The 12,960-nt window shown below is 46.9% G+C and carries 13 protein-coding genes; 7 read left to right on the forward strand and 6 right to left on the reverse strand.

Translation table 11 applies throughout. From position 1 onward, the window contains the following. Positions 1-260: 260 nt before the first annotated feature. The 3 genes from gatB to Q0140_RS10550 form a co-directional block, all read right to left on the reverse strand. Complete coding sequence (gene gatB, locus Q0140_RS10540; RefSeq protein ID WP_297964383.1) at positions 261-1,682, reverse strand: Asp-tRNA(Asn)/Glu-tRNA(Gln) amidotransferase subunit GatB; 1,422 nt, start codon at positions 1,680-1,682, stop codon at positions 261-263. A 113-nt stretch (positions 1,683-1,795) separates the two neighbouring features. Next, positions 1,796-2,020, reverse strand: coding sequence for a hypothetical protein (locus Q0140_RS10545; protein WP_297896069.1), 225 nt, complete (start codon positions 2,018-2,020; stop codon positions 1,796-1,798). Continuing rightward, positions 2,010-2,690, reverse strand: coding sequence for a F0F1 ATP synthase subunit A (locus Q0140_RS10550; protein ID WP_177387592.1), 681 nt, complete (start codon positions 2,688-2,690; stop codon positions 2,010-2,012). Before Q0140_RS10550 ends, Q0140_RS10545 begins: the two co-directional genes overlap by 11 nt. Before the next feature lie 310 nt (positions 2,691-3,000). On the opposite strand from Q0140_RS10550, the gene Q0140_RS10555 reads away from it, so the two are divergent. From Q0140_RS10555 to Q0140_RS10575, 5 genes are all read left to right on the forward strand, one after another. Then, positions 3,001-3,159: a hypothetical protein gene (locus Q0140_RS10555; protein ID WP_297964385.1), complete on the forward strand. Its 159-nt coding sequence runs from the start codon at positions 3,001-3,003 to the stop codon at positions 3,157-3,159. A gap of 109 nt (positions 3,160-3,268) precedes the next feature. Then, positions 3,269-4,057 carry an HrcA family transcriptional regulator gene (locus Q0140_RS10560; RefSeq protein WP_297964387.1) on the forward strand — a complete coding sequence of 263 codons (789 nt, stop codon included), beginning with the start codon at positions 3,269-3,271 and terminating at the stop codon, positions 4,055-4,057. Next, the gene (locus Q0140_RS10565; RefSeq protein ID WP_297964389.1) at positions 4,054-4,629 is read left to right on the forward strand and encodes a nucleotide exchange factor GrpE; all 576 of its coding nucleotides are present in this window, start codon (positions 4,054-4,056) and stop codon (positions 4,627-4,629) included. The genes Q0140_RS10560 and Q0140_RS10565 overlap by 4 nt, the downstream gene beginning before the upstream one ends. A 44-nt stretch (positions 4,630-4,673) precedes the next feature. Next, a complete protein-coding gene (dnaK, locus tag Q0140_RS10570) occupies positions 4,674-6,560 on the forward strand; it encodes a molecular chaperone DnaK (RefSeq protein ID WP_297964391.1) in 1,887 nt (628 codons plus the stop codon). Positions 6,561-6,824: 264 nt separating this feature from the next. Continuing rightward, positions 6,825-7,022 (forward strand): hypothetical protein, encoded by a 198-nt coding sequence (locus tag Q0140_RS10575; protein WP_297964393.1) that lies wholly within the window; start codon positions 6,825-6,827, stop codon positions 7,020-7,022. A 65-nt stretch (positions 7,023-7,087) separates the two neighbouring features. Here the strand turns inward: Q0140_RS10575 and tupA are convergent, their stop codons facing one another. After that, positions 7,088-7,906, reverse strand: a complete 819-nt coding sequence (gene tupA / locus Q0140_RS10580; protein WP_291937738.1) for a tungstate ABC transporter substrate-binding protein TupA — start codon at positions 7,904-7,906, stop codon at positions 7,088-7,090. Positions 7,907-7,976: 70 nt separating this feature from the next. On the opposite strand from tupA, the gene tupB reads away from it, so the two are divergent. Next, positions 7,977-8,669: a tungstate ABC transporter permease TupB gene (gene tupB, locus Q0140_RS10585; protein WP_297964395.1), complete on the forward strand. Its 693-nt coding sequence runs from the start codon at positions 7,977-7,979 to the stop codon at positions 8,667-8,669. After that, positions 8,666-9,970: a tungstate ABC transporter ATP-binding protein TupC gene (gene tupC / locus Q0140_RS10590; protein WP_297964397.1), complete on the forward strand. Its 1,305-nt coding sequence runs from the start codon at positions 8,666-8,668 to the stop codon at positions 9,968-9,970. Before tupB ends, tupC begins: the two co-directional genes overlap by 4 nt. 487 nt (positions 9,971-10,457) lie before the next feature. On the opposite strand, the gene Q0140_RS10595 is transcribed toward tupC, so the two are convergent. Together Q0140_RS10595 and Q0140_RS10600 are read right to left on the reverse strand one after the other, a co-directional pair. Next, positions 10,458-11,783, reverse strand: a complete 1,326-nt coding sequence (locus Q0140_RS10595; protein ID WP_297964399.1) for an aminotransferase class V-fold PLP-dependent enzyme — start codon at positions 11,781-11,783, stop codon at positions 10,458-10,460. Between the two features lie 155 nt (positions 11,784-11,938). Beyond that, positions 11,939-12,960 (reverse strand): hypothetical protein (locus tag Q0140_RS10600; RefSeq protein WP_297964401.1); only part of this gene is annotated, 1,022 nt, incomplete at its 5' end.

Genomic DNA, 12,960 nt, shown 5'->3' on the forward strand with positions numbered 1-12,960 from the left:
ACCGACACTTGATACAAACGGCCCGCACGAGAAAAAAACGAACTCAAAAGAACAAAACGTGCGCGAGGAGAGCGGGTAGCCGCCGAGATCGCACCGAATGAAATATAACACGCAAAAGCCCTCGTCATTGGCGCCTGAAAGCTTTAGCTCGAAGCAAAACGCTGCGAGCAGATTTAAAATTTTATCCCTAAGAGCTTCATCTATCGCATGCATCGCGCCCCGCCTTTAATTCGCCTTTTGCCGCCGCAAAAGCTGCGAAATCAGCCCAGCTTCTGTTTCAGAAGCTCGTTCACCTTCGCAGGATTAAATGCGCCCTTGCCCTCTTTCATCACTTGACCTACGAAGAAGCCGAACAGCTTGTCTTTGCCGCCGCGGTAGTCTGCAACCTTGTCCTCGTTCGCGCTCATCACGCGCGCTATGATCTCCAAAATCGCGCCGTCGTCGCTTACCTGCCTCAAGCCTAGCTTGTCGATGACTGAGCTTACCGCCTCGTCGTTCTCCATTAGATAATCAAGCACCTCTTTGGCGGCCTTTTGAGACACTGCGCCGCCTTCGATCGCGCTTAAAAGCTCGTTCATCTTCGCGCTGTTTACGGGCGAATCCTCAATCGTAACGCCGTTTTTGAGCCTGCCCGCAAGCTCGACGGTAAGCCAGCTGACGCAGAGTTTGGGCTCGTGCCCCGCCGCGATCAGATCCTCAAAAAATCGCGCGTTTTCGTAGGTCGAGATTATGATCTCGGCGTCTTTTTCTTTAACGCCCAGTTCGCGGACGTAGCGTGCTTTTTTCTGATCCGGCAGCTCGGGGATCTGCTGCGCAGCAGCCAGCATCTCGTCATCCACGATCACGGTTAGCAGGTCGGGATCTGGGAAATAGCGATACTCGGCGCTGTCTTCTTTACTACGCATCGGTTTGGTGATAAACTTAGCGGTGTCGAAAAGGCGGGTTTCTTGCACGACCTCTTGATCATATTTGCCGTCCTGCCACGCTTCGATCTGACGCTCAATCTCGAACTCGATCGCCTTTTGGATAAATTTAAAGGAGTTTAAATTTTTAATCTCCACGCGCGTGTAGAGCTTTTGCTCGCCTTGCGGACGGATGCTGACGTTTACGTCGCAGCGAAACGACCCTTCCTGCATATTCGCGTCGCTGATATTTAAAAAGCGCAAAATGCTGTGGAGTTTTTTTAGATACGCGACCGCCTCGTCCGCAGAGCGCATATCCGGCTCGCTTACGATCTCCAAAAGCGGCGTGCCGGCGCGGTTTAGATCGACGAGGCTACGCGAGCTTTCGTGATTATTTTTGCCCGCGTCCTCCTCCAGGTGCGCGCGCGTGATGCCGATGCGCTTGCTCTGTCCGTCCGCAGCTATAAAAAGCTCGCCGTGCTCGACGATCGGGATCGTCCACTGCGAAATTTGATACGCCTTGGGAAGGTCGGGATAGAAGTAGTTTTTGCGGTCAAATACCGACTTGCGATTGATCGTCGCATTGACGGCGGTACCGAAGCTGATGGCTTTTTTAACCGCCTCCTCGTTTAGCACGGGAAGAGCGCCGGGAAGCGCCAAGCAGGTCGGGCAGACGTGCGAATTCGCCTCATCGCCGAAGCTCGTGGGGCAGGAGCAGAAAATTTTGGTTTTGGTATTTAGCTGGCAGTGTACCTCCAGGCCGATCACGGTTTCAAACATAAACTTAACCTTTTAGAATAAAAATTTCGCGTAATTTTACAATTTTTTGCTTTAATACTCGCTTGCAGCGGCGCGCGGCGCGGCTAAATTTTAAAATTTAATCGGATAGATTTCTATTCGCCGCCGCTAAGGAGCTTTTCTTTAAGGTCGAAAACATCGACCATCAAGCAGGTGATGATGACGCATATCACGCCCGGCGCGGTGCAGATGAAGAGGAATTTTAACCCCAAAAAATAAAATGACGGATAGGCAAAAAAGACGAATGCGCCGACGAAGATCAATCCGAACGACGCACCCACGAGGAAGTATAAGAAATTTCGCTTAAAATTAATGCTCATCGACGATCACGGCGCCCGCTAGATAAACGTAGCTTAAAACCATGAAAATGAAAGTCTGCAAAATCGCCATAAAAGTAAGCAGCGCAAACGGCACCATCGGCACTAGCGCAGGAGCCAGAGTAAGCATAACGAGCAGGAAGGTATCGTCGCCTTTGATGTTTCCGAAAAGTCGGAACGAAAGCGATACGACGCGCGAAAAATGCGAGACGATCTCTATGACGAACATAAACGGCGCTAGGATTTTCACCGGGCCCATAAAGTGCTTTAGGTAGTTGATCACGCCGTGCTCGCGAACGCCCTCAAAATGGTAATACAACCAAACGCAAAGCGTAAGCGAAAGGGTTAAATTTAAACTCGCGCTCGGCGACTCAAAGCCCGGCACCAAGCCGATAACGTTACTAAAAAATATCACAAATCCCAATGTTGCGATTAGCGGAAGATATTTTTTGGCTTGTTCCTCGCTGCCCATAGCGTCCTTACCGATCGTTAGTACGCCGCTTAGGTAGGCTTCGGCGATGTTTTGCATGCCGTGTGGTACAAGCTGAAGCGAGCGAGTGGAGCAAAGCGCGACGGCTACGATGATAGCGACGACCAAAAAGAAGTAAAAAAGGTAGATAAAAGTGTGGTCGTAAGAAATTAAACCGCCGAAAAGAAAGATGTCTTTTAGCATAAAAACCCTTGATCGTTGAAATTTGAGGCGTATTTTACACTTCTATTCGTTAAAGTATATTTAAATTTGCGCCAGCGAGTAAAATTTTGAGCTTTGCGAGTTCTCACACTGCTTTGCTTGCCTAGCACTTTCGTCTAGCTTGCGCACCATTTATGCGGGAATTTTGCGTTTTTTTGGCATTTAGCTCCATATTTACAGCAAATGACAAAATTTTTGCTAGTAAGCACGAAATTTGCGGCTACACTGCCAATTCACTATTTTTGCAAAAATAGAATTTATCTAGCATACAACGAAGCCCTAAACCGGTTGCGTGGTAAAATTTACGTTTACGAATACGAAAAATACAATAAAATTCTACCGCGACGGCGCCGTGGCGAATTCCAAGAATTCCAAGAATTCCAAGAATTCCAAGAATTCCAAGAATTCCAAGAATTACGCTCACCTCAAAAAAATCATAGTTAAAATTTAGCAAACTCAGGACCCGATTGCTAAAATTTTATAAAATTTATATAAAAACCTTGACATATTGCCACTCAATGTTGTATAATACTGGCAATCTTACCGAAAGAGTGCTAAAAGTGAAAACGAATAAACGTGATATGATCCTGGAATCCATCATTTCCGCCTATCTCGATAGCAACACCCCGATCGGATCTTCCGAGCTGGGTGAGCGTATGGGCGTAGCAATGTCCGCGTCTAGCATTCGAATTTATTTTAAGCGCTTAAGCGACGAGGGGGCTTTGACGCAGCTTCATGTAAGCGGTGGTAGAATTCCGACGGTTGCGACGATGCAGGATTACTGGCGCGCTAGACTTAGCTTCGACGATGAGTTAAAAATAGATGATGCTCGCGAGCTAGAAGCGGTGCTTGAGGATTTTGAAATTTACTGTATGATTTTCAACGCCGAAAATGAAGCCCTAAGCGAAGTCATCAATCACGATGATCGTTTCATAATCCTTGCATTTAGAACGGACGAGATTATCTTAAAATACGATTTTAGAGTTTTTAAATTCCTATCAAATTTAATAGGAATTTCACTCGGAGATTTGGAGCTAGCTTCGATGCAGATTGGTCTGCGCGAGCTTAGCACCAAGATCAGGGAGCTAAAAAATTCTAAAATCGAATTTCTTTGTAACGAGGTCGTGGCGTATAAAATTTTCAAAGACGAGCGGTTTAAAATTTTACTCAACCCCTCGATCGCCGTAAATTTTACTAAGAATTTGATCTTCGCGCCCTACTTCGAGCACGGATTTATGGGGATCAAACGCCCCGTAAAATTCGAAGGCGAGGACGCTACGATGATCTGCGCAGGCAGCGTTTACGAGAATTACGAGAAATTTTTTAACTACGCTAAAGGAGTAGCATGAGCCATAAATTTAAAGAGCACGGCGATAAAAATGCAGCGTGCGATAGCGAGGAAAAAGAGGTTTGCGAACAGTGCGCGTCAGAGGTGAGCGAGCCGCAAGAGGCGCAGACATGCGACGATACCGACGCGCAGATACAAAAGCTTCAAAACGAGCTGAGTGAGATCACTGATAAATTTTACCGCGCCAATGCGGATTTTGAAAATCTCAAAAAACGTTTGGAAAAAGAAAAAGATAGCGCTGTTGCTTACGCTAGCGAGAGCTTTGCGAAGGATCTGCTGCCGATAATCGACGCGCTTGAGGAAGCCGCCAAAATTGATGTGGAAGGCAATGAGCTTGCAGATAAAATTGAGGTCGGCGTAAAACAATGTCTAAGCCTTTTTACAAAGACTTTTGAAAAATACGGTATCGTTCCGATAGCGACGGATGCGGGATTCGATCCTAGCGTGCATAACGCCATCTCGATGATTGAAGCCGAAGGCGCTAAAAAAGGCGATATCGTTCAAGTATATCAAAAAGGCTATATGTATAAGCAGCGCGTTTTGCGCGCCGCTATGGTAGTGGTGGCGAAATAATCACCCAAATTTTAAAATTTTAAATTCAATACAAAGGATAACAAATGGCAAAAGTCATAGGCATTGACCTAGGAACAACAAACTCGTGCGTAAGCATATTCGAGCGCGGCGAGAGCAAGATCATACCGAATAAAGAGGGTAAAAACACCACTCCGTCGGTAGTCGCTTTCACCGACAAAGGCGAGGTTTTAGTAGGCGACAGCGCCAAGCGCCAAGCAGTCACTAACCCCGAAAAGACGATCTACTCGATCAAACGCATCATGGGTCTTATGATGAATGAAAAAAATGCGCAGGAGGCCAAAAAGCGCCTACCGTATAAGATTATCGACCGAAATGGCGCGTGCGCGGTAGAGATCGCAGGCAAGGTTTATACGCCGCAAGAAATTTCAGCCAAGGTGCTAATCAAGCTAAAAGAGGATGCTGAGGCGTTTTTGGGCGAGCCGGTTGTCGATGCGGTCATTACTGTGCCTGCGTATTTCAACGACAGCCAAAGAAAAGCTACAAAAGAAGCAGGAACAATCGCGGGCCTAAATGTGCTTCGCATCATTAACGAGCCTACCGCAGCGGCGCTTGCGTATGGGCTGGATAAAAAAGAATCTGAAAAGATCGTCGTTTACGATCTGGGCGGCGGTACATTCGACGTAACCGTGCTAGAAACCGGCGATAGCGTCGTAGAAGTTTTAGCTACCGGCGGTAATGCATTTTTGGGCGGCGATGATTTCGATAACAAGCTGATCGACTTTTTAACCTCGGAATTTCAATCTGAAACAGGTATCGACTTGCGCGGCGATGTCATGGCTATGCAGCGCCTAAAAGAGGCTGCGGAAAACGCCAAAAAAGAGCTAAGCAGCGCGATGGAAACGACGGTAAATTTACCTTTCATCACTGCTGATGCTACAGGTCCAAAGCACCTGATGAAAACTATCACTAGAGCTAAATTTGAAAGTATGATCGATTCTTTGGTAGATGAGACCATAAGCACGCTTAAAAAGGTCGTAAGCGATGCAGGTCTTAGCATGAACGACATAAAAGAAGTCGTCATGGTGGGCGGCTCGACGCGCGTGCCACTCGTGCAAGAGGAGGTCAAAAAGGCTTTCGGCAAGGAGCTAAATAAGAGCGTAAACCCTGATGAAGTCGTAGCAATCGGCGCGGCTATCCAAGGCGCGGTCATCAAAGGCGACGTAAAAGACGTGCTGCTACTCGACGTCACTCCGCTAAGTCTCGGCATCGAAACCTTGGGTGGCGTGATGACCAAGATCATCGAGAAGGGAACTACGATACCTACGAAAAAATCTCAAACCTTCTCGACAGCAGAGGATAATCAAAGCGCAGTTACGATCAACGTCTTGCAGGGCGAGCGCGAGTTTGCGAAAGACAACAAATCGTTAGGAAATTTCAATCTTGAAGGTATCATGCCCGCTCCTCGCGGTGTACCGCAGATCGAGGTGGAATTTAACATCGATGCGAACGGAATTTTAACCGTTTCAGCAAAAGACAAGGCTACCGGCAAGGCAACCGATATCCGCATCACCGGCTCAAGCGGCTTAAGCGATGCCGAGATCGATAAGATGGTAAAGGACGCCGAGCTTCACAAAGAGGAAGACAACAAGCGCAAAGAAACCGTTGAGGCCCGCAACCAAGCCGATAGCATCGCACATCAAACCGAAAAGAGCCTAAGCGAGATGGGCGAGAAGGTACCGGGCGATCTACGCGCTAAGATCGAGAGCGCGCTAAACGATCTAAAAGCCGTGCTAAAGGATGAAAACGCGAGCAAGGAAGCGATAAACTCCAAAGTAGAAGCCCTAAGCAAGGTCGCCGAGGATCTATACAAGGCTGCCAGCGCAAATCAGGGCGCGCAAGGCGGATCGCAAAGCTCCGGCTCAAACGGCGGTAAAAAAGACGATGACGTCATTGACGCCGAAGTCGAATAACACCAACGCAAAGTGAAATTTTATAACCGCGCGCCCGGTAGTTTTGCCTGCGCTTGAAAGGCAATTTTATCAGCGCGTGACAAAGCAGGCTTTGTAACCGGGCATAAAATTTCATAGCTTCATAAGCTTGGGCGTTTTTCATACGCCCAAGCTTAACCGCAACTTCAAATTAAATTCCCAACAAACTAAAATTTTGAGTCGCACATAAATACTACTAAATTTTGCTCTGTATAAATATCGCTAGACATTAGAGCATATATCCAAATGCGATCGAGAAATTTCCCCACACCGATCTCAAATATAGCTGGAATTTTAAACCTATTTCCTACAAACGGCACTGCGATAAATTTAAACGTATGGCGAGAAAGTAAAAAATGTATCGTAAAAAGACGCAGTAAAAAACGCCCGCTAAATTTTAGAGGCAAAAGAGCTAAATTTAAAGGCGCGCAGATTGATTTATGAAAAAGCGAAAGCCCAAAGGCGACGATTCACCTTTGGGCTTCAAATTTAGCCTTATTTAGCTAGAGCTAATTCTTGCGAGTATTCGCATCGGGGGTGAAAAGCGGCTTATTTAGCAGCTTGAAATCGCCTACGAACTTCTGCCCCTTTTCGCTAGTGATCCATTTGATGAAGCGCTGCGCGTTTTCGTAGTCGGCTTTTGGGCAGTGCTTAGGATTGACCGCGATTACGGAGTAAAAATTCTTCAGATCGTTATCGCCTTCGTTGATGATAACCATATCCGGATTTCCCTTTTTATTGTCCTCGTATTTGATGTAGGTGCCGCGATCGGTGAAGGTCACGCCCTTTTGCTCGGCGGCTGCGTTGATCGTAGCGATCATGCCTTGACCGGTTTGGTTATACCACGCCTCGTTTTCAGGCACGGCGCCCTCAACCTTTTTCCAAATACCTTTCTCTTTGTTATCGGTGCCAGATTTATCGCCGCGAGAGAAAAATTTAATCTTCTCTGCCTTGATCAGCTCAAACGAGCCTTTAAGGTCCTTGCCTTTAAATTTAGGCGCGATGGATTTATCGGCGATGAGGATAAAATCATTATACATAACGGGCGTGCGGTCAACGCCGAAGCCTTTTTCTACAAATTCTTTCTCGACTTTCGGCGAATGCACGAAAAGTATGTCCGCATCGCAGTTCTCGCCAAGCTTTAGAGCAGCACCTGTGCCTACCGCCGTCCATTTGATATCGACGCCGGTTTCCGCCTTATACGCAGGATAGATAGCGTCTAGCAAGCCCGTATTATCGGTGCTCGTTGTAGTTGCCATCACCAAATCGTTATCAGCGGCAAAAAGGCTCGCACTAAGAGCGAGCGAAACAAAAAATATTTTTTTCATGTTATCTCCTTTAAAAAATATGCTATTATAGCACATAAATTTGCCAAAATAGAATATTTAGGACGTGATCTTGGACTTTATTTTAGAAGGAATTTTAAGCGCATTCGGGCTGCTTTTTAGCGGCGATGCGGAGACCTTTTCGGCGATTAAAGCGACGCTTTATACTTCGAGCATCTCGATACTTTTTGCGATTTTAATCGGCTTTCCGATAGGATTTATCCTCGGATTTTATGAATTTCGCGCTCGCAGAACGCTTAGACTTTTAAGCGACGTAGCGCTTGCGATGCCCACGGTGGCGATAGGACTGATCCTTTACGCTTTCATCTCCAGAAACGGCCCTTTTGGCGAGCTGGGGTTGCTTTTTACGCTCAAAGCCGTGATGCTCGGACAGTTTGCGCTGGCGCTTCCCATCATCGTCTCGCTAAGCGCCAGCGTCATCGAAAATATGGACAAAAAGCACTATCTAAACATTATGAACTACCGCCTAAGCCCGCTAAATTTAATCCTTTGCGTGCTTTACGAACTGCGCTACGCCCTACTCGTCGTCATCGCCACCGCCTACGGGCGGATCGTCGCAGAGGTGGGCGTAGCGATGATGATCGGCGGCAATATCAAATATTTCACCCGCACTATCACCACGGCGATTTCGCTTGAGACCAACAAGGGCGAGTTTGCGATGGGTATAGCGCTCGCGCTGGTGCTGATTTTAATAGCGTTTGCGGTAAATTTAGCCATCCACGCGCTAAAAAGGCTGGATCGATGAGTGCAGATAAACTAAAGCGTCCGAGCAAAAATTTCACGGACAAAAACCGGGCGGAGCGCGGGCGCGTAAATTTTATGAGCAAAAATTTAACGGACGCAAATTCCGCCCCTGAGAATTCTACGGACATAAATTCTACGCGCGTAAATTTTGCCGCTGAGAATTCTGCGAATAAAAATTTCACTGCGGGAAATTCTAAGAGTGTAAATTCTGCGACCGAGAATTCCATTAGCGCAAATTCCGCGGATAAAAATTCTACAAACAAAATTTCCGCGAGTGAGAATTCTGCGAGAAAGAATTTTGCAAATGAGAATTCCGCTGCCGCGCGATCCGTACCCGATAGCGGGCAAATTTCGGTGCGGGATCTAGTGCTGCGCTACGGACGGAGCGAAATTTTAAACATCCCCAGCCTCGATCTAAATACGAGCGGCATCACGGCGCTTTTGGGCTCCAACGGCAGCGGCAAATCCACGCTGCTGCGGATTTTGGCCTTTTTGCAGCGCCCGAGTAGCGGCAACGTGGAGCTTTGGGGGCAGCAGGCGCCCTCTTTGCAGACGCTGCGGCAGATCTGCTTGCTGCTGCCCGAGCCCGTGCTTTTAAAACGCAGCGTAGAGCAAAATTTTAAATTTGCGCTCAAAAGTCGCGGCGCGCTTGCGGAATTTGACGAGCGAGTGGATGAGGCGCTCGGCCTAACGGGGCTTGACAGAAGTTTTTTATCAAAGAAGCATTTCGAGCTTAGCTCGGGGCAGACGCAGCGCATCGCGTTTGCGCTCGCTCTGGCGCAGCGCGCGAAGCTCTATCTGCTCGACGAGCCGACCAACAGCCTCGATCTTGCCGCCTCCAAGCTCTTTGCGCGCGCGATTTTATTTATGCGAAGTCGCTACGGCTGCGGCTTTATCATCGCCAGCCACGATGAGAAATGGCTCAGCGCGATCGCGCAAAGAAGCGTATTTCTGCATCGCGGCAAGATATGCGAGTTTGAATACAAAAACATCTTTGACGTGCAAAACGGAATTTTAAAATTTTCAGATGAAATTTCGCTGCGCCTTGAAGAGAGACTCGCATGCGCTCGCAAAATCGCGATAAATCCGAGTAAAATTTTATTATCTCAAAGCCCGTTTGAGCGCTGCTTCGCGGGGATTTTGCACTCGGTTTCGCTTCAGTACGGCTCCTCGCTACTCATCAAGATCAAAGCAGGCGACGTGCTGCTAAAATGCGTCACGGCGCAGGATGAGCGGCGCTGGAGCGCGGGCGAGAGGATCTATTTCGGATTTGAAAACGGCGCGTTTTTAGGGCTGGAGTAATTCTGCGCGAAGTGCGGATAATCTTTATTTCGCTTTAGAATTTTTATTTGCGCGGCACCAATATTATTTTCAAATTTTTACTGCGAACCATCTAGCGCGGCGTACCCGGCGAAACAGAGCGCAAAAATTTGCGCCTTGAAATTTTGAAATTTACAGGCAGGGCTTTACCTGGCGGCGCAGTGTGAAATTTTAAAATTCCATTGCTAAGAAATTTTAAAGCTTAGCCGCGAATATAGCTAACGGGATTTTGAAATTCCACAATTTCTAGGCGCGGAATTTCAAATTCTAAATTTTAACCCTGCAGAGCGTGTAGTTTATTTCGCCTGCGGTGCAAAGGCGTAACGATGGTAAGAATTCTGCGGCGCAAAACTCGCGTAAAATTCTAAAGAGACGGCACTGAATTCCGATAAATTTTAAAAACGGCGCAAAACTTTACAAAATTTCACGAGCGCTAAAACAAAGCGGCATAGCTCCAACCTCACGCCGCTTAAATTTTCCCGCCAAACATCTCATACATCGCCTTTTCCTCGCCCCAAAGCTCGCGGTGCTTTTTGATGCAGGATTTTATCGCGCCTACCAGATAACGCATGTCTTGCTCGGTGTGCGTGTAGTGCAGGCTAACGCGCACGAAGCCGGGCTTGGCTTCTGGCATGCGCCCCTCCTTGATACCCAGCAGATCGTGAGCGTACGGCCCCGCGCACATCACGCCCGCGCGCGTCTGGATACCGAAGTCGTTGCTAAGGCTCGCGGCGAAATCATACGCCGAGACGCCGCGCACGTTAAACGAAATTATCGGTAGCCGCGGCGCACCCTTTGGAGCGTAGTTTATGACCTCGTCAATGCCTGCTAGCTCGCTCTCAAAAAGCCGCGCAAGCTCGTCCTCGGCGCTTTTTATTTGCTCGAAGCCGACCTCGTTTCGCAGCGCGTAGGCCAAATTTGCTCGCATAAGCCCGGTGATAGGCGGCGTACCGCCCTCCTCTAGCTGCTCTGGGTTTTTCAAAAATACGTGCCCTTCGCGGTTAGCGTAGGCGACCGTCCCGCCCGCGGCAAATGTCGGCACGTCGCTACTGAGCAGCTCTTTTTTGATCGCCAAAAGCCCGCAGCTAGCAGGTCCGCCGAGCAATTTATGCGGCGAGAGAAAAATCGCGTCAAAGTAGTCGCAATCTAAATTTGCGTGCGAGCTCAGCGCCGCGCAGTCAAAGGCAACAATGCCGCCCGCGGCTCTGATTAGCTCGCTGATCTTTTTATAGTCGCTAATGACGCCCGTGACGTTTGAGGCGGCGCTAAACGAGCCGATGATGCGGCGCCCAGCGTTTAGCTTTAGGATGCGCTCGAGTGCAAGCAGATCGATCTCGCCTGATTCGCTAAGCGGCACGCGCATGTAGTCGCAAAGCCCCTCGCGAAAGCTAAGCTCGTTTGAGTGGTGTTCGTACGGCGAAACGAGCACGAGCGGAAGCTGTGCGGCGCGTAAATTTGCCTCGCCGATCGCGCTTCTAGTCGCAGGCGGCAGATAGATGCCTAGCAGCTCCTGAAATTTCTTGATCGCGGCTGTCGCGCCCTGTCCGCAGGCGATGAGACAAAACCGCTCGTCAAGCCCCAGCAGTTTTTTTAGGCTCTCTCGCGCGCCCTCGTAGCGCCGCTGTGTGATGATCGCGCTCGAACTACTGTCGGAGTGTGTGTTGGCGTAGGTTTTTAAAACGTCCGCTATCTCGCGCTCTACGGGCTCGTAGGCAAGCCCCGAAGCCGCGAAATCAAAATAGTGCACGCCTTGTTTTAGGATGATATTTTTTCGAATTTCGTCTAAGCTTAGCATTTGCGGCCTTTAAAATTTAAGTGATTAATTATAGTGAAATTTGGATTAATTTAAAGCTTTACGCCAGGCAGGAAGGAATTTTAATGAGAATTTAGAAAAGCTTTGCCCACTATATCACTTAATTTCTGATGCTATATAGTTTTACTCCTTCAAATTTATTGATTACTATCTAGTTTTTTAGCCGCTTCTTGTCTTAGAATTTCGGCATAATCTTTTATATCTATCTTCTCGCCGTTATGTAGAATTTTCACTTTCGCTTCCTCTAGCATTTCCTCAAAATTTAAATATTTAAAAAATGTCTCAATATCGAATGCCTCGGTACTATTTTTATCTTTAAGGCTGTTTTTTTGCAAAATCTCTTCATCGCTCAGCCCATTGCCGCAAAGAGCTTTATATCTATCTATTTTCATATTATAGAAATTTAATATTTTGATGTCCGGTTCTAGCTTAGTACATTTTTTATCATTTGGCATATAGCCGAAAAATTTTATAAAATCTTTTTCTTTCCAGTACCCATCCGTTCCTTTTTCTTTTTCTTCGTTATTTTTAACTTCCCATCTCCCCCGAAGAGCCCAATCATATGATTCTAAAATCTTTTCTCCATAGCAGTAATCATTCATATGGTTTATGTAAGACTCCTTCTCTTTTATAGACATGGCTGTATTATTCATACAATTGTTGCGGGCTACAATAAAGTCATCTTTATCAGGCAAGCCATCTATATTATGTTTTATTAATAATTTTAATTTATCTTTATACATCATATCCCGCGGAAGAAAAGTATAAATAGATCTTTTAAATATTTCTTTTCGCTGAAATGGAATGCTGCTATTACTTAAATAATACAAAGGACCTTCATATGCTTTCGGTTTCATACCTCTTTGTAGCATCATATCGGCAATTTCTAACAAATTACTATATATTGCATAGTTTAATGGATAAACAGGATCTTTTGAGTGATCATGATTGATTAGACACTCAGTACGTAATTTTATATCTATATTGTTGCCAACTATGATTTCGGTGTCGTCAGAATATCTAGGGCAAACTATATAGCCCTGCACCATTTTGACTTCTTCAAATTTAACCCCGTTATCCAAAAGTAGTCTTACTGCTTTGGTGGCATTATTTTCTATCGCATAAGCCATAGCGGATAGCTTGTATTCGTCTTTTTTAT

This window comes from uncultured Campylobacter sp., from assembly GCF_938045405.1.
In the GTDB taxonomy this organism is placed as follows: Bacteria; Campylobacterota; Campylobacteria; order Campylobacterales; family Campylobacteraceae; genus Campylobacter_B.

Bases quoted from the DNA above. Each gene is read 5' to 3' on its own strand.
- Q0140_RS10545 (WP_297896069.1), bottom strand. From the start codon at position 2,020: ATGAGCATTAATTTTAAGCGAAATTTCTTATACTTCCTCGTGGGTGCG.
- Q0140_RS10565 (WP_297964389.1), top strand. From the start codon at position 4,054: ATGAGCCATAAATTTAAAGAGCACGGCGATAAAAATGCAGCGTGCGAT.
- dnaK (WP_297964391.1), top strand. From the start codon at position 4,674: ATGGCAAAAGTCATAGGCATTGACCTAGGAACAACAAACTCGTGCGTA.
- Q0140_RS10575 (WP_297964393.1), top strand. From the start codon at position 6,825: ATGCGATCGAGAAATTTCCCCACACCGATCTCAAATATAGCTGGAATT.
- tupC (WP_297964397.1), top strand. From the start codon at position 8,666: ATGAGTGCAGATAAACTAAAGCGTCCGAGCAAAAATTTCACGGACAAA.
- tupA (WP_291937738.1), bottom strand. From the start codon at position 7,906: ATGAAAAAAATATTTTTTGTTTCGCTCGCTCTTAGTGCGAGCCTTTTT.
- gatB (WP_297964383.1), bottom strand. From the start codon at position 1,682: ATGTTTGAAACCGTGATCGGCCTGGAGGTACACTGCCAGCTAAATACC.
- Q0140_RS10595 (WP_297964399.1), bottom strand. From the start codon at position 11,783: ATGCTAAGCTTAGACGAAATTCGAAAAAATATCATCCTAAAACAAGGC.
- Q0140_RS10550 (WP_177387592.1), bottom strand. From the start codon at position 2,690: ATGCTAAAAGACATCTTTCTTTTCGGCGGTTTAATTTCTTACGACCAC.